At 71.9% G+C, this 14,326-nt stretch carries 15 protein-coding genes; 5 read left to right on the forward strand and 10 right to left on the reverse strand.

Features of this window, described 5'->3' with window-relative positions:
* The first annotated feature begins 87 nt into the window (after nt 1-87).
* From ACIG5E_RS35650 to ACIG5E_RS35660, 3 genes are all read left to right on the forward strand, one after another.
* A complete protein-coding gene (locus ACIG5E_RS35650) occupies nt 88-879 on the forward strand; it encodes a TIGR03089 family protein (RefSeq protein ID WP_396540796.1) in 792 nt (263 codons plus the stop codon).
* Between the two features lie 36 nt (nt 880-915).
* On the forward strand, nt 916-2,142 hold the full coding sequence (locus tag ACIG5E_RS35655) for an LCP family protein (protein WP_396540798.1): 1,227 nt from the start codon (nt 916-918) through the stop codon (nt 2,140-2,142).
* Nucleotides 2,143-2,290: 148 nt separating this feature from the next.
* Entirely contained in the window at nt 2,291-3,793 is a 1,503-nt protein-coding gene (locus ACIG5E_RS35660; protein WP_396540800.1) for an LCP family protein, read from the forward strand.
* Between the two features lie 56 nt (nt 3,794-3,849).
* On the opposite strand, the gene ACIG5E_RS35665 is transcribed toward ACIG5E_RS35660, so the two are convergent.
* The 5 genes from ACIG5E_RS35665 to ACIG5E_RS35685 form a co-directional block, all read right to left on the reverse strand.
* Nucleotides 3,850-4,890 carry a glycosyltransferase family 2 protein gene (locus ACIG5E_RS35665; RefSeq protein WP_396540802.1) on the reverse strand — a complete coding sequence of 347 codons (1,041 nt, stop codon included), beginning with the start codon at nt 4,888-4,890 and terminating at the stop codon, nt 3,850-3,852.
* A 318-nt stretch (nt 4,891-5,208) separates the two neighbouring features.
* Nucleotides 5,209-7,779 carry an ABC transporter permease gene (locus ACIG5E_RS35670; protein ID WP_396540804.1) on the reverse strand — a complete coding sequence of 857 codons (2,571 nt, stop codon included), beginning with the start codon at nt 7,777-7,779 and terminating at the stop codon, nt 5,209-5,211.
* Nucleotides 7,780-7,798: 19 nt separating this feature from the next.
* Nucleotides 7,799-8,584: an ABC transporter ATP-binding protein gene (locus tag ACIG5E_RS35675; protein WP_396540806.1), complete on the reverse strand. Its 786-nt coding sequence runs from the start codon at nt 8,582-8,584 to the stop codon at nt 7,799-7,801.
* A 255-nt stretch (nt 8,585-8,839) separates the two neighbouring features.
* Entirely contained in the window at nt 8,840-9,394 is a 555-nt protein-coding gene (gene ssuE / locus ACIG5E_RS35680; protein WP_396540809.1) for an NADPH-dependent FMN reductase, read from the reverse strand.
* Nucleotides 9,395-9,481: 87 nt separating this feature from the next.
* Nucleotides 9,482-9,559, reverse strand: a complete 78-nt coding sequence (locus ACIG5E_RS35685) for a putative leader peptide (RefSeq protein WP_396540823.1) — start codon at nt 9,557-9,559, stop codon at nt 9,482-9,484.
* Nucleotides 9,560-10,050: 491 nt separating this feature from the next.
* Here ACIG5E_RS35685 and ACIG5E_RS35690 point away from each other — a divergent pair, with 491 nt between their 5' ends.
* Entirely contained in the window at nt 10,051-11,019 is a 969-nt protein-coding gene (locus ACIG5E_RS35690; protein ID WP_396540811.1) for an LCP family protein, read from the forward strand.
* A gap of 101 nt (nt 11,020-11,120) precedes the next feature.
* Here the strand turns inward: ACIG5E_RS35690 and ACIG5E_RS35695 are convergent, their stop codons facing one another.
* Nucleotides 11,121-11,615, reverse strand: coding sequence for a peptidylprolyl isomerase (locus ACIG5E_RS35695; protein WP_396540813.1), 495 nt, complete (start codon nt 11,613-11,615; stop codon nt 11,121-11,123).
* A 159-nt stretch (nt 11,616-11,774) separates the two neighbouring features.
* Between ACIG5E_RS35695 and ACIG5E_RS35700 the strand changes: the two genes are divergently transcribed.
* Entirely contained in the window at nt 11,775-12,155 is a 381-nt protein-coding gene (locus ACIG5E_RS35700) for a MerR family transcriptional regulator (protein WP_396540815.1), read from the forward strand.
* 7 nt (nt 12,156-12,162) lie between these two features.
* Here the strand turns inward: ACIG5E_RS35700 and ACIG5E_RS35705 are convergent, their stop codons facing one another.
* From ACIG5E_RS35705 to ACIG5E_RS35720, 4 genes are all read right to left on the reverse strand, one after another.
* Entirely contained in the window at nt 12,163-12,612 is a 450-nt protein-coding gene (locus ACIG5E_RS35705) for a MarR family winged helix-turn-helix transcriptional regulator (RefSeq protein ID WP_396540817.1), read from the reverse strand.
* Nucleotides 12,613-12,673: 61 nt separating this feature from the next.
* The gene (locus ACIG5E_RS35710) at nt 12,674-13,141 is read right to left on the reverse strand and encodes a GNAT family N-acetyltransferase (protein ID WP_396540819.1); all 468 of its coding nucleotides are present in this window, start codon (nt 13,139-13,141) and stop codon (nt 12,674-12,676) included.
* A gap of 56 nt (nt 13,142-13,197) precedes the next feature.
* The gene (locus ACIG5E_RS35715; protein WP_396540821.1) at nt 13,198-14,064 is read right to left on the reverse strand and encodes an oxidoreductase; all 867 of its coding nucleotides are present in this window, start codon (nt 14,062-14,064) and stop codon (nt 13,198-13,200) included.
* A 166-nt stretch (nt 14,065-14,230) separates the two neighbouring features.
* Nucleotides 14,231-14,326: acyl-CoA dehydrogenase family protein (locus tag ACIG5E_RS35720; protein ID WP_157849844.1), on the reverse strand; the 96-nt coding region annotated here is incomplete at its 5' end.

Raw genomic sequence — 14,326 nt, forward strand, 5'->3', positions numbered from 1 at the left:
CAAACCGGACCGCTCGCCACGCCGCCCCGCGCCCGCTCGGCCGCCCCTCCCGGCCCGCCGCTCGAAGGCCGTAGGCTGGGGCGCACCATGACTGCGCCATTCGCTGCCGATGCCCGCACCCCCGTCGAGCTGCTGCACGCCTACCTGCGCGGCGGCACCCCTTCGGTCGATCCCGCGGCCCCGCTGGTCACCTTCTACGACGACGCCACCGGCGAACGGGTGGAGCTGTCCGCCCGGACCTTCGACAACTGGGTCGCCAAGACCGCCAACCTCCTCCAGGACGAACTGAACGCCGGCCCGGGCGACCGCGCCGCGCTGCTGCTGCCCGCCCACTGGCAGAGCGCCGTCTGGCTGCTGGCCTGCTGGTCGGTCGGCGTGGCGGCGGTGCCGGCCGGCGACCCGGCCGCCGCCGACCTGGTGGTGAGCGGCCCGGACGGCCTGGAGGCCGCCCAGGCCTGCGAGGGCGAGCGGGTGGCGCTCGCCCTGCGCCCGCTCGGCGGCCGCTTCCCGCACCGCCCGGACGGCTTCCTCGACTACGCCGCCGAGGTGCCCGGCCAGGGCGACCGCTTCGCGCCGTACTCCCCCGTCGCCCCGGACGGGGAGGCGCTGGAGACCTCGGTGGACGGGCTGCCGCTGAAGCTGACCGGCGAGCAGACCGTGGCACTGGCCCGGGAGGGGGCCGTGCGCCTCGGCCTCAAGCCCGGCGACCGGGTGATGTCCACCCTCTCCTTCGACGACTGGGCCGGTCTGGAGGCCGGTCTGCTGGCCCCGCTGGCGGCCGGCGCCTCGGTGGTGCTGTGCCGCAACTCGCAGGGCCTGGACGCCGGGCAGTGGGAGAAGCGGACCGAGTCCGAACGGGTGACTGTCCACCTCGGCTGACCCCCGGCGCCGTCCCGGCGGGTAGGGATCCCTGCCATGGCCGAGGACGACACCGAGCACCCCCCGACCGACGAGACTCCCCCGACGGACACTTCCCCGAGTGGACCGGGACGCCCGCGCAGGCGCCGGCGGTGGCTGATGATCACCGCCGGCGTCGTCGCGTTCCTGCTGGTCGCCACCGGCGTGACGCTCTGGATCGCGTACCGCAAGCTGGACGGCAACATCAAGACCGACTCGGCCACCGACCAGCTGCTGGCGAAGCTGGAGGGCGAGCGTCCGAGCCGTGCGGCGGGGGCCAGGGGTGCTCAGAACATCCTGCTGATCGGCAGCGACGACCGCTCCGGCGCGAACTCCTCGTACGGCGGCGAGCCCGGCACCCAGCGCTCGGACACCACGATCCTGCTGCACCTGGCCGCCGACCGGAAGCACGCGACGGCGGTCTCCATCCCGCGCGACGTCATGGTGACCGTGCCCTCCTGCGAGAAGCCGGACGGCAGCCGCAGCAAGCCGGGGACGATGCAGTTCAACTGGGCGTTCGAGCTGGGCGGTGCGGCCTGCTCGATCCGCACCGTCGAGCAGCTGAGCGGCATCCGGGTCGACCACTACGTGATCCTCGACTTCAACGGCTTCAAGACCATGGTGGACGCCATCGGCGGGGTCGAGGTGTGCGTGCCAGAGCCGATCCACGACAAGGACGCCAAGCTGGACCTGGCGGCCGGGCGCCAGGTGCTGCACGGCGAGCAGGCGCTCGGCTACGTCCGGGCCCGGGAGAGCCTGGGCGACGGCAGCGACACCCAGCGGATGGGCCGTCAGCAGCAGTTCCTGGCCTCGCTGATCCGCAAGGTGCAGTCGCAGGGGGTGCTGCTGAACCCGACCAAGCTTTGGCCGGTGCTGGACGCGGCCACCTCCTCGGTGAAGGCGGACGGCGGCCTGTCCTCGCTCGGCGCGCTGTACGACCTCACCCAGGACCTGCGCGGAGTCCCCTCGCCCGACGTGGTGTTCCTGACCGCGCCGCGCCGCCCGTACCGCTACGACTCGGACCGGGACGAGTTCGTGCAGTCGCAGACCACCCAGCTGTTCACCGCGCTGCGGGAGGACCGGCAGATCACCGTCCGGCCGCCCGGCTCGACGCCCGCGCCGGACGCCGGGGCGAGCCCGGGGGCCGTCGCCGGCTCCGACAGGGCGTCGGCATCACCCTCGGCGAGCGCCTCGCCCACCTTCGAGGGACGCACCGCCGACGTGGACGCCTGCGCACAACACTGAGACCCGCGCCGGGGTTTGCCACTCCATTACTTTTCCGTGACGGATCTCATACTCGGAACGATTCCCCCGTTCGGCTCGTCTAGTGTGTCCGGATCGACCCACCGCCCGGGTGGGCGGCCCCCCGTGACGGCCGGACGTAGGGAATCCCGTGCAGCAGGACCAACCGAACACCGGCCGGTACAACGGCGGAGGCCGCCGGGACAGCCGTCGGCGGGCGGCCGCGGTCGCCAAGCGGAACCGGCGCCGACGGGTGCTCAAGTGGACGGCCGGGACGGGCGCCCTGGTGATGGTCGCGGGCTGCGGCGGGGCGTACTACCTGTACCAGCACTTCAACAGCAACCTGACCTCGGTCAAGGTCCGGCTGGGCGACGAGGCGGAGCGGCCCAAGGCCGCCGGGGACGCGCTGAACGTCCTGGTGATCGGCACGGACAGCCGGGCGGGCCTCGGTCGCTCGTACGGTGACGCGGGCAGCACCGGGCACGCCGACACCACGCTGCTGTTCCACATCGCCAAGGACCGCTCCAACGCGACCGTGGTCAGCATCCCGCGCGACCTGATGGTGCCGATCCCGGAGTGCCAGACCGACAAGGGCACGAAGATCCCGGGCTCGGCGCGGGACATGTTCAACACGAGCCTCGGCCAGGAGGGCCGCGACGCGGGCTGCACCTGGAAGACCGTCGAGAAGATGACCGGCATCCGGGTCGACCACTTCGTGCAGGTCAACTTCGAGGCGGTGAAGACGCTCTCCACCGCCGTCGGCGGCGTCGAGGTCTGCGCGGGCAAGGACATCGACGACAAGGACTCGCACCTGAAGATGTCCAAGGGCCGTCACGTGGTCCAGGGCGAGGAGGCACTGGCCTTCGTCCGCACCCGGCACGCGGTCGGCTTCGGCGGCGACCTCACCCGGATCCCGCTCCAGCAGCAGTTCATCAGCTCGATGATCCGCAAGATCAAGAGCGACGACACCCTGACCAGCCCGAGCAAGCTCTACCAGCTCGCGGACGCCGCCACCAAGGCGCTCACCGTGGACTCCGCCATCGGCAGCGTCGACAAGCTGAAGGACCTGGCGCAGGACATCAGCAAGGTGGACACCAGGAACATCACCTTCACCACCGTGCCGGTGCTGGACGACCCCAAGGACGAGGACCGGCTGATCCTGCGGCAGCCGGACGCCGGCCAGGTGTTCTCGATGATCGCGGGCGACCGCTCGCTGACCGGGACGACCCCGCCGGCCCCCGAGACCACCGCCCCCGCCTCGGCCGCGCCGAGCAGCGCCACCCCGGCGGTGGACACCAAGGACGTCCCGGTGACGGTGCGCAACGGCAGCGGGACGCGAGGACAGTCCGGGCCGACGGTGGACAAGCTGAAGGCCAAGGGCTTCGCCAAGGCGGCGGTCGGCTCCGACGCGCCGCCCGCCGCGACCACCATGGTGTCCCACCCGGCCGGCCAGGAGGCCGAGGCCGCCGCGCTGGCCGCCGCCCTCGGACTGCCCGCCAGCGCCGTACGGCCGAACCCCAAGGCGGGCCCGAAGGACCCGCTGCTGCTGGTGCTCGGCAAGGACGTCCTCGCGGCGCCGTCGCAGCCGCCGACCGAGGCGCCGAAGGACCTCCAGCGGGTGCAGGCGGACGACGTCGACGTGTGCGCCAAGTAGCTACGCCGGGCCGAGGATTCCGTCGGTCTCGCGGTAGTCCTCGCCGGTCCGGGGGGTCAACGCGCCTGGGAGAGCACGTCCTTCGAGGTCGGGCCGACGCTGCGCAGCACCCGGCGGGCCAGCGAGCGGGGCGAGGTGATGAAGCCGAAGCCCCAGCTGAGGTGCATGGTCGCGAGCGCCACCGGCAGCAGCGCCTTGGCCCGGAAGGACAGGCCGCGGCCCTCGACCGCCGCGCCGCCGAGGATGCCCAGCAGGTAGGCGCCGGGCACCGCGAGGAAGGCCGGGTGGACGGCGGCGCCGAGCACCAGGCCGAGCACCACCGCGAGCAGCGCGCTCGGCGGGGCGAGATACCGCAGGTTGACCGAGCCGCGGTGGTAGCGGGTGACCACCCGGCGCCAGCGGCCGTAGTCCTTGTACTGCTTGGCCAGTGCCCGGACGGACGGCCGGGGGCGGTACGTCACCTTGAGCTGCGGGGTGAACCAGACCAACCCGCCGTCCTGGCGGATCCGGTAGTTCAGCTCCCAGTCCTGGGCGCGGATGAACTCCTCGTTGTAGCCGCCGAGCTTCTCCAGCACCTCGCGCCGGAACACCCCGAGGTAGACGGTGTCCGCCGGGCCGGCCAGGCCGCCGGTGTGGAAGGCCGCGTTGCCGACACCGATCTTGGAGGTCATCGCGGCGGCGACCGCGTTCTCCCACTCGGTCTCGCCCTCGGCGTGCATGATGCCGCCGACGTTGGCGGCGTCCATCTCGCCGAGCAGCCGGACCGCCGTGGCGATGTAGCCGGGCGTGAGCAGGCCGTGGCCGTCGACACGGACCACTATCGGATACTGCGAGCCCCGGATCGCGGCGTTCAGCCCCGCGGGGGTGCGACCGGTGGGGTTCTCCACCGTGCGCACCCGCGGGTCCTCCGCCACCAGCTCGGCGGCGATCTCGGCGGTGCGGTCGGTGGAGGGACCGAGGGCGATCACCACTTCCATCGGCCCGGGGTATTCCTGGTCCAGGATGCGCCGGACGGCCGTGCGCAGGTGTCGTTCCTCGTTGAGCACCGGCATGATCACGGATACAGCCGGCAGCTCCTCAGCAGCCTTGGTGTTCATCGGGGCCAACCGTACCGGTGCCGACGCGTTGTCGTCTTGTCCCGGTTCGGCGGCTCCCGGTCCCCCGGAGGGCGGCACCGGCGCCGTGATCACGCTCACCGTACCGCTCCGCTCCGTCGGGCCCGAATCCAGGCGGGAACGGTGCAGGTTCGGCACAGGTTCGGAGCGGGTGGTGAACGACGGTGAAAGGGCGAAGCCGGCCACCGACAGGATGTTCACCAGCCGCTGCGGCAGGGGCCGGGCGCTGTGCGCGCCCGGCCCCTGTCCCCCGTTCCCCCCGGTCTCCCCCGTGGGTGACCCGACGTCCCCGTCGCCGGGTCAGTCCGTCGCGATGGCCGCGAGGACGTTCATCCGTCCGGCCCGGAAGGCCGGGACAAGGGCGGCGACCAGACCGATCACCACCGAGGAGACCAGCGTCACCACGATCGTGGTGGTCGGGACGGCGAGCGTCCCGAGGCCCTGGTCCCGCAGCACCCGCTGGGCGGTGACGCCCCAGGCCAGGCCCAGCCCGGTGCCGAGGACGGCGCCGAACAGGGCGATCACCACGGACTCCAGCCGGATCATCCGGCGCAGCTGGCGACGGGAGAGCCCGATCGCCCGCAGCAGGCCGATCTCGCGGGTCCGCTCCACCACCGACAGCGCCAGGGTGTTGACCACGCCGAGCACCGCGACGGTGATCGACAGGCCGACGAGGCCGTAGATCAGGTAGAGCAGGGTGTTGATCTGGGACTGCATGAGCTCCTTGTAACCGGCCTGGTCCTTGACGGTCAGCTGCGGGTACTGCTGGAGCGCGTCCTGCAGGGCGGTGAGCGTCTTGCTGACGTCGGTGCCGGAGGAGGCCTTGGCGAAGAACGTCCACACCGGCGGCTGCTCGGCGGCCGGAACGACCTTGGTCACGGTGTCCAGGCCGACGTAGGAGCCGTCGCCCAGCAGCCCGCCCTTCTGGAACACCACGCCCACCGGCAGCGTCTGGGTGCGGCCCTTGCCGTAGTCGACGGTCACCTGGTCGCCGACCTTCAGACCGTGGTCCTTGGCGAAGGTCTCGCCGATCCCGAGCGAACCGCGCCCGACCGAGTCCACCGCGCCGGAGACGACCGTGGGGTGGAAGTCGGTGCCGAAGAAGGTGGCCGGCACCGCGGTCAGGTCCGTCCTGGCGTTCTGCCCGCCGGGCAGCTGGACCTTGGTGCGGAGGAAGTTCTCCTGGGTGGTGACGTGGTCGATGCCCGGGGTGCGGCGCACCGCGTCCATCATCTCGGCGGTGACCGGGGTCCGGCCGCCCGAGATGATGTAGTCCACGCCCACCGACTTGTCGATCTGCGCACTGGCCGACTTCACCGCCGAGGAGCTGAAGACCGAGGAGCCGATCACCAGCGCCAGCCCGATCATCAGCGCGGCCGCGGTGGCGCCGGTGCGGCGCGGGTTGCGCATCGCGTTGCGCTGGGCGAGCTTGCCGGAGGGGCCGAACAGGGCCGGGAGCAGGGCTCCGAGCACCTTGATGACGACGGTGGCCAGCAGTGGGCCGAGCACCACGAAGCCGATCAGGGTGAGCAGCAGGCCCAGGCCCAGGTACTCGCCGCCGGTGGCCGCCTTGTCGGCCGTACCCGCGAGCACCAGCAGGCCGCCGCCGCCCGCGGTGACCAGCACCCCGAGGACCGTCCGGACCAGGTTGGAGCGGGTCTCGGCCGGGGTGCCGTGGTCGCGCAGGGCGGCCATCGGCGCGATCCGGCTGGCCCGGCGGGCCGGGATCCAGGCCGCGATGACGGTGATCAGGATGCCCACCGCGTAGCCCGCCACGAAGACGTCGGGCCCGATCTCGAGGTCGCTCGCGTTGAGGTCCATGCCGATCGCGTTCATCAGCTTGATCAGGCCGAAGGCCACGCCCAGGCCGACCGCCACGCCGAGGGTCGAGCCGAGCACGCCCAGGATCAGCGCCTCGACCAGCACCGAGCCGTTCACCTGCCGGCGGCTGCCGCCGATGGCGCGCAGCAGGCCGATCTCGCGGGTGCGCTGGGCGACCAGCATCGAGAAGGTGTTGATGATCAGGAAGCCGCCGACGATCAGCGAGATGCCGGCGAAACCGAGCATCGCGTACTTCATGAAGTCGAGGCCGCTGCCGATCGCCTTGGTGTTCTCGTCCTTCTGCTCGGCCGCCGTCTTGACCTGGAGGCCGCCGCCCACCTTGGCCAGGGCGTCGGCCTTGAGCTGGTCGTTGCTGCGGCTGCCGTCGCCGAAGGCCTCGACGGAGGTGTAGGCCTGCTCGCCGAGCAGCACCTGCTGGGCGGTCGCGGTGTCCAGGAAGGCCAGCGCGGCGCCCGGGTTCGTGGTGGTGAAGGTGGCGATGCCGGCGATCGTGTACGGGTGCTGTCCCGTCGCGTTGTCGACCCGGATCCTGTCGCCGACGCCGAGCTTGGCCTTCTTGGCGGTGTCGGCGTCCAGCACCAGCTCGCCGGAGTTCTGCGGGACGTGCCCGGAGGTGATCTTCACCGGGTTGCGCGGGGTGTCGGTCCAGTTGCCGACCAGGGTCGGCGCACCGCTGGTCGGGCCGACCAGCTTGTTGGTGGCCGGGTTGACCAGGATCGCGTTGCCGACCATGACCTGGCCGATCGCGGTCTTCACGCCCGGCACCGAGGCGACCTGCTCGGCGAGCGAGGCAGGGACCGTCGCGGGCTTGTCCCCGGCCTGCGGCTCCTCGTCGTCGGCCGGCTTGGGCGGCTGGACCGAGATGTCGGAGGCGGTCGCGGCGAACAGCTTGGAGAAGGTGCTGGTCGCGGTGTTGGAGAACACCAGGGTGCCGGACACAAAGGCGACCGACAGCACGACGGCGATGAGCGAGAGCGCCATCCGGCCCTTGTGGGCGAAGAAGCTCCGCAGTGAGGTCTTGAGCAGCATGGTTTCGTCGTCCCGCCGCTCAGCTGGTGCGCTTGCCGTCGAAGCGGCGCATGCGTTCGAGGACGGAGTCGGCGGTCGGCGCGTGCATCTCGTCGACGATCACGCCGTCGGCGAGGAAGAGCACGCGGTCCGCGTAGCCGGCGGCGACCGGGTCGTGGGTGACCATGACCATGGTCTGGCCCAGCTCGTCCACCGAGCGGCGCAGGAAGGTCAGCACCTCGGCGCCGGCCCGGGAGTCCAGGTTCCCGGTGGGCTCGTCGCCGAAGATGATCTCGGGGCGGGCGGCCAGCGCGCGGGCCACCGCGACGCGCTGCTGCTGGCCGCCGGAGAGCTGGGTGGGGCGGTGCTTGAGCCGGCCGGCCAGGCCGACGGTCTCCACCACCTGGTCCAGCCAGGCCTGGTCGGGCTTGCGGCCGGCGATGTCCATCGGCAGCGTGATGTTCTCCAGCGCGTTCAGGGTCGGAAGCAGGTTGAACGCCTGGAAGATGAAGCCGATCTTGTCCCGGCGCAGCCTGGTCAGCTGCTTGTCCTTGAGGCCGGTGATCTCGGTGTCGCCGATCCAGATGCGTCCGCTGCTGACCGTGTCCAGGCCCGCCAGGCAGTGCATCAGGGTGGACTTGCCGGAGCCGGAGGGGCCCATGATCGCGGTGAAGCGGCCGCGCTGGATGTCCACGTCGACCGCGTCGAGCGCGGTCACCTTGGTCTCGCCCGATCCGTAGGCCTTGGTCACCTGGCGGGCCGAAGCGGCGACGGCGGACGGTCCGCCGGGAAGCTGGGGGTCGAACACGGCTGCTGCCGTCGTCACTGGAGTCTCCTAAGAAGTGGCCCACCCGTTGACCCCCACCCTCCCGACACGGTCGGGCGGCGGACCCGATGGAACCGGGCCGCTTTCGGAGGGGCGGGGGCGTGAGAACCACGTTAGGAGTCGACGCCGGAAGGCTCGTCCTCCGTCGGAATGAAGCGGTGCAACCAAGGTTCTACGGGTGCGGCACCCCCTCCCCCTAGGGGGCGCCGCGGGCCGTCTCGGGGTCGCCCCGTACGGGGTCGCGCGGGCGGCGGCTCAGCCGGTCAGGACGGGTGCGGCCAGGCGTTCGAGGGCGTCGGCGAAGCCCTCCACGACGGGGACGAGCTGGGCGTCGGTCTCGCACTCGACGAGGGTCGTGCCGTCCTCCGCGGCGGTGATGTGGCGGTCGAGCACGAACCAGCCCTGGGTGATGTGCCCGGCGCCCATCGAGCTGAGCACCGGGCGCAGCGCGTAGTCCACGGCGAGGACGTGCGCGGGCGAGCCGCCGGTCGCCAGCGGCAGGACGGCCTTGCCGGCCAGGGCGTACTGCGGGAGCACGTCCAGCAGGGCCTTGAGCAGCCCGGAGTAGGCGGCCTTGTAGACGGGGGTGCCGATGACGACGCCGTCGGCGCGGGCGAACAGCTCGGTGACGGCGACGATCTCGGGGTGGTCGAAGTCGCCCGACAGCAGCGCGTGCGCGGGCAGGCCGCGGGCCTCGAAGGGGATGACGTGGTGGCCGCGGTCCACCAGGCGGGCGTCGACGTGGCGCAGCAGCCGGGTGGTGCGGGAGGTGGCGGACGGGGAGCCGGAAACGGACAGGACGGTGGCCATGTTTCACCTCTGGCTGGAAGCGGGGGCGCTTCGCAGCGGCCGCTGCTCGGCTGCTGCGGTGGGGCCGGCGGTCTCGACGGGTGCGCTTCAGCCGCGACAGAGGGAACCGGACACACGCTGCAGGTCGACGTGCCGCCGACGCGTGAGTGCCCGGGCCTGATCCATGCCTGGAATGCAAACACGCTGCGTTCGGAGCGGTCAAGAATCGTTTCGGCAAGCGGAACGCAGGTGACGGGCGCGTTTCGCGCCGGAACGATCCGGTACGTGCATCAAAACTGCTACAAGAGGCCTGGCAGGGGCCCCGGGGGGAGTCAGCGGTAGCGGGGTCGGGCATCCTCGACGGCATGAACACGTGGCAGGAGGGCCGCCCGGGCGGCGGAGGGAACCCGTACGGAGGCAACGGCGGCGGTGCGGCGGCCGAGCCGCCACTGCCGGCCGGACTGAACCCGCGCGGGCCCGGGGCGCCCGCTCCGCGGCAGCCGGGGCCGTCCCGCCTCGGCGGCGTCCCGCCGCAGACCGGGCCCGGCGGGCCCGGCCGGCCTGGCCCGGGTGGTCCCGGTGGCCCTGGTGGACCCGGTCGCCCCGGCGGCCCGGGTGGTCCCGGCGGTGCCCGGCCCGCCGGTGCGCAGTCCAGGCGCTGGCCGCGGCGGCGGATCGTGAAGTGGACGGTCTTCGGCGTGCTGATCGCCGTCATGGTGACCGCCGTCTCCACCTGGTTCTGGGCGGACTCCAAGCTCAACCACGAGAACGTGCTGGCCGACTACCCGGGCCGCCCGGCCGCCGGCAAGGGCACCAACTGGCTGATCGTCGGCTCCGACAGCCGCGACGGCCTCAGCGAGTCCCAGATGGACACCATGCACACCGGCCACGACGTCGAGGGCAAGCGCAGCGACTCGATGATGATCCTGCACATCGGGGACAACGGGAACACCCTGATGAGCATCCCGCGCGACTCCTGGGTGCCGATCCCCGAGTACAAGACGAGCAGCGGCAAGACCCTCAAGGCCACCACCTCGAAGATCAACTCGGCGTTCGCCAACGGCAACGGCCGGCTCCTGGTGCAGACCATCGAGCTGAACACCGGCATCCACATCGACCACTACGCCGAGATCGGGTTCGCCGGGTTCGCCGGCATCGTCGACTCCGTCGGCGGCGTCCGGATGCACATCGACCAGGACATCAAGGACCGGGACTCCGGCCTCGACCTCAAGGCCGGCGACCAGACCCTCAACGGCGTCCAGGCCCTGGCCTTCGTCCGCCAGCGCCACCAGATGGCCGACCAGGACCTCGGCCGGATGCGCAACCAGCAGAAGTTCCTCGGCGCCCTCGCCCACCAGGCCGCCTCCCCGGGGACCGTGCTCAACCCGTTCACCTTCTACCCGCTGGTCGACTCGGCGCTCGGCACCCTGATCGTCGACGACGACTGCGGACTGACCGACCTGGGCTCGCTCTTCCTCGCCATGAAGGACGTCAACGGCGGCGGCGGCAAGACCCTCACCATCCCGATCGGCAACGCGGACTACCGGACCAAGACCGGCGAGTCGGCTGTGCTGTGGGACACCAACAAGTCCAAGCAGGTCTTCGACGCCTTCAAGAACGACACCGCGGTGCCCGACGTCAAGTAACCCGCACACCGCCCCAGCGGGAACGACGCCGCCCCGGAGTGGGAGGTCGGCCGGGCCGACTTCACACTCCGGGGCGGTACGCGTGCCAGTGGCCGCAGTGATTACTCGACCACGCCGGACTTGGCGATCTTGATGGTGGCCGAGGTGCGGCCGCTCTGCGAGCCGAGGCCCTCGATCTTCTTCACGATGTCCATGCCCTCGACGACCTCGCCGAAGACGACGTGCTTGCCGTCCAGCCAGTCGGTGACGATCGTGGTGATGAAGAACTGCGAGCCGTTGGTGTTGCGGCCGGCGTTGGCCATCGACAGCAGGCCCGGGCGGTCGTGCTTGAGCTGGAAGTTCTCGTCCGCGAACTTCTCGCCGTAGATGCTCTTGCCACCGGTGCCGTTGTGGTTGGTGAAGTCACCGCCCTGCAGCATGAAGGCGGGGATCACGCGGTGGAAGCCGGAGCCCTCGTAGCCGAAGCCGTTCTGGCCGGTGGCCAGCTCGCGGAAGTTGCGGGCGGTCTTCGGGACGACGTCGTCGTACAGCTTGAAGACGATGCGGCCCGCCGGCTCGTCGTTGATGGTGATGTCGAAGAAAACGTTGGAACCCATGCAGGGATCATGGCACGAGCGGCCCGGAGTCGCGCGCCACCCCCTCAGGGCCCGAGGTCACCGGCGTGTTATTTCCGCGTTCACCGTCAGGCCGGAAACGGTGGAAGCTAACATCGATGTCAGGTTCAAGCCTTCGGTCGGAACGGCGGGGTGGACGGCATGAGGATCGGCGAACTGGCCCGGCGCACGGGCGTGAGCGAGCGCTCGCTGCGGTACTACGAGCAGCAGGGACTGCTGGTCGCCCGGCGCACCGCGGGCGGCCACCGGGAGTACCCGGAGATGGCGGTGGACCGGGTGGTGCACATCCAGGAGCTGTTCGCCGCCGGGCTGCACAGCCGCACCATCTACAAGATCCTCCCCTGCATGCGGGACACCGACGGCGGCCCCAGCGAGACCGCCACCCCGCTGCTGGTCGAGGAGCTCACCTCGGAGCGGGACCGGATCGACCGGATGATCACCGACCTGCTGCGCTCGCGCGAGGTGCTGGACGAGGTGATCGCCGGCGCCTCCGGGGAACCGGCGGCGGCCGAGGCGGCGTAGCAGCCGCTCAGGCCTTGAGCTTGCGCCAGACCGTCTCCAGGGCCACGATGTCCGCCGCGTCCAGCCGGTCGGTGAACACCGGCGCCAGGGCGGCCCGCCGGGTCGCGTCGGCCTCGGCGAAGAGGGCGCGCCCCTGCCCGGTCAGCTCGATCCGCACCGAGCGCGCGTCCGAGGCCGAGGGCGTACGGGACACCAGGCCGCGTCCCGCCAGGGCGTCCACCACCCGGGAGACCTGGCTGCGGCTGAGCATGGTCTTGGCGCCGAGGTCGGAGGCGGCCACCGGCTCCTGCTGGCCGTCCAGCCAGAGCATCACCTCGAACCAGGACAGCGGCAGCCCGTGCACCCGGGCCAGCTCCCGGTCCACCCGGGCGGCCAGGGTGGTGCCCGCCCAGACCAGGCCGTAGAAGGCGTGGTCCTGCTCCGACAGCGGGCCCAGGGAGAGATCGGCGCGGTCCATGCCGTTCATCGTACCGAGGGTGCGTGCGTGTGCACACAGTGCCCGAGGATGCCCGCCCCCGCTACAGGTCCAGCTCCGCCACCTCCTGGCCGCCGCTCAGCTCGCCGGTCGGGCGGAAGCCCAGCCGGGCGTAGAACCCGGCGGGCCCGTCCGGGCCCGGGTGGTAGGTGACGGTCGCGCGGGTGCCGCCACGGCGGCGGATCTCCGCGCAGACCTGCTCGACGGCGAAGCGCCCGTAGCCGCCGCGCTGCCGCCCGGCGTCGACCAGCAGGCGCCAGAGGCCGGAGCGGGGGCGGTCGTCGGGGCGCTCCGGATCGAAGCGGACGTCGAAGAAAGCCATCACGAAGCCGACCGGCCGCCCGCCGTCCAGGATCAGCCGGGGCCAGGCCGTCTCCCCGTGCACGTACGCCTCGGCCAGCGACTTCGCCACCGGCGCGACCAGGCCCTCCTGGTCGGGGCGCACCCGCAGGGCGAGGGCGGCGTCGATGTTCCCGGGGGTGAGCACGGCGAGGCTGAGGTCCGAAGGCACGGCGGGCAGCCTAGACAGGCCGGCTGCCCGCCGTCGCCCGGTTTACCGGGCCGCGGTCACGCCCCGGCCGGGTAGTCGGTGCCGCGGCCGACCGCCGCCCAGGCCTCGGCCTCCTGGCGCGCGCCGTCCAGGTGGCCCAGGACCGCGTCCACGGCGTCGGTGCCGAGCGCGAGCCGCAGCGGGGTCTTCTCCGCGGCCAGCGCGGCCAGGATCGCCTCGGCGGCCTTCACCGGGTCGCCCGGCTGCTTGCCGTCGGAGTCCGGCAGGCCGGTGCGGACCGGGCCGACCACCGGCTCGTACGCGTCGATCGAGGCGCTGTGGGCGAGCGCGCCGCCGCCCGCGAAACCGGTCCGGAAGGCGCCCGGCTCGACGATCATCACCTTGATCCCGAAACCGGCCACCTCCAGGGCCAGCGCCTCGGACAGCCCCTCCAGCGCGAACTTGGTGGCCGAGTAGGCGCCCACGCCGGGGAAGGAGAAGCGGCCGCCCATGCTGCTCATCTGCACCACGGCGCCCGTGCCCTGGGCCCGCATGTGTGGCAGCACCGCGCGGGTGAGCGCGGCCGGACCGAAGAAGTGGAGGTCCATGAGGTCCCGCAGCTCGCGGTCGGTGGACTCCTCGACGGCGCCGATCAGGCCGCGGCCGGCATTGTTCACCAGGACGTCGATCCGGCCGTACCGCTGCACGGTCTCCGCGACCACCGCGGGGATCCGCTCCTGGTCGGTGACGTCCAGCTGCACCGGGACCAGCCGGCCCGGGTGCGCCGCGGCGAGCTCCGCCAGCGTCTCCGGGCGGCGCGCGGCCGCGACGACGGTGTCACCGGCCGCCAGCGCGGCCTCGGCGATCGCCTGACCGAAGCCGGAGTTGGCGCCGGTGATCAGCCAGACCTTGCCGTCGACGTGCTGCTCGGGGGTGCTGCTCATGATCCGTAGTCTCCCGCAATCATCGTGCTCCGGTACAGAGTTGACGATCATTTATGACATTCGGGCAGCCCGCTCGTCCAGGAGGGTTCGATGTCGGACGGCAAACGGCCCCCGACCGCTCACCGGCGGTCGGGGGCCGTTCCGAAGTACGGGACGTACGGGTCGACTACGGCAGGTTGCGGGCCATGACGATCCGCTGGACCTGGTTGGTGCCCTCGTAGATCTGGGTGATCTTCGCGTCCCGCATCATCCGCTCCACCGG

Origin of the sequence: Kitasatospora sp. NPDC053057 (genome assembly GCF_044546945.1) — a bacterium.
Classification (GTDB): Bacteria; Actinomycetota; Actinomycetes; order Streptomycetales; family Streptomycetaceae; genus Kitasatospora.

Bases quoted from the DNA above. Each gene is read 5' to 3' on its own strand.
- ACIG5E_RS35650 (WP_396540796.1), top strand. From the start codon at position 88: ATGACTGCGCCATTCGCTGCCGATGCCCGCACCCCCGTCGAGCTGCTG.
- ACIG5E_RS35655 (WP_396540798.1), top strand. From the start codon at position 916: ATGGCCGAGGACGACACCGAGCACCCCCCGACCGACGAGACTCCCCCG.
- ACIG5E_RS35665 (WP_396540802.1), bottom strand. From the start codon at position 4,890: ATGAACACCAAGGCTGCTGAGGAGCTGCCGGCTGTATCCGTGATCATG.
- ACIG5E_RS35670 (WP_396540804.1), bottom strand. From the start codon at position 7,779: ATGCTGCTCAAGACCTCACTGCGGAGCTTCTTCGCCCACAAGGGCCGG.
- ssuE (WP_396540809.1), bottom strand. From the start codon at position 9,394: ATGGCCACCGTCCTGTCCGTTTCCGGCTCCCCGTCCGCCACCTCCCGC.
- ACIG5E_RS35685 (WP_396540823.1), bottom strand. From the start codon at position 9,559: ATGGATCAGGCCCGGGCACTCACGCGTCGGCGGCACGTCGACCTGCAG.
- ACIG5E_RS35695 (WP_396540813.1), bottom strand. From the start codon at position 11,615: ATGGGTTCCAACGTTTTCTTCGACATCACCATCAACGACGAGCCGGCG.
- ACIG5E_RS35700 (WP_396540815.1), top strand. From the start codon at position 11,775: ATGAGGATCGGCGAACTGGCCCGGCGCACGGGCGTGAGCGAGCGCTCG.
- ACIG5E_RS35705 (WP_396540817.1), bottom strand. From the start codon at position 12,612: ATGGACCGCGCCGATCTCTCCCTGGGCCCGCTGTCGGAGCAGGACCAC.
- ACIG5E_RS35715 (WP_396540821.1), bottom strand. From the start codon at position 14,064: ATGAGCAGCACCCCCGAGCAGCACGTCGACGGCAAGGTCTGGCTGATC.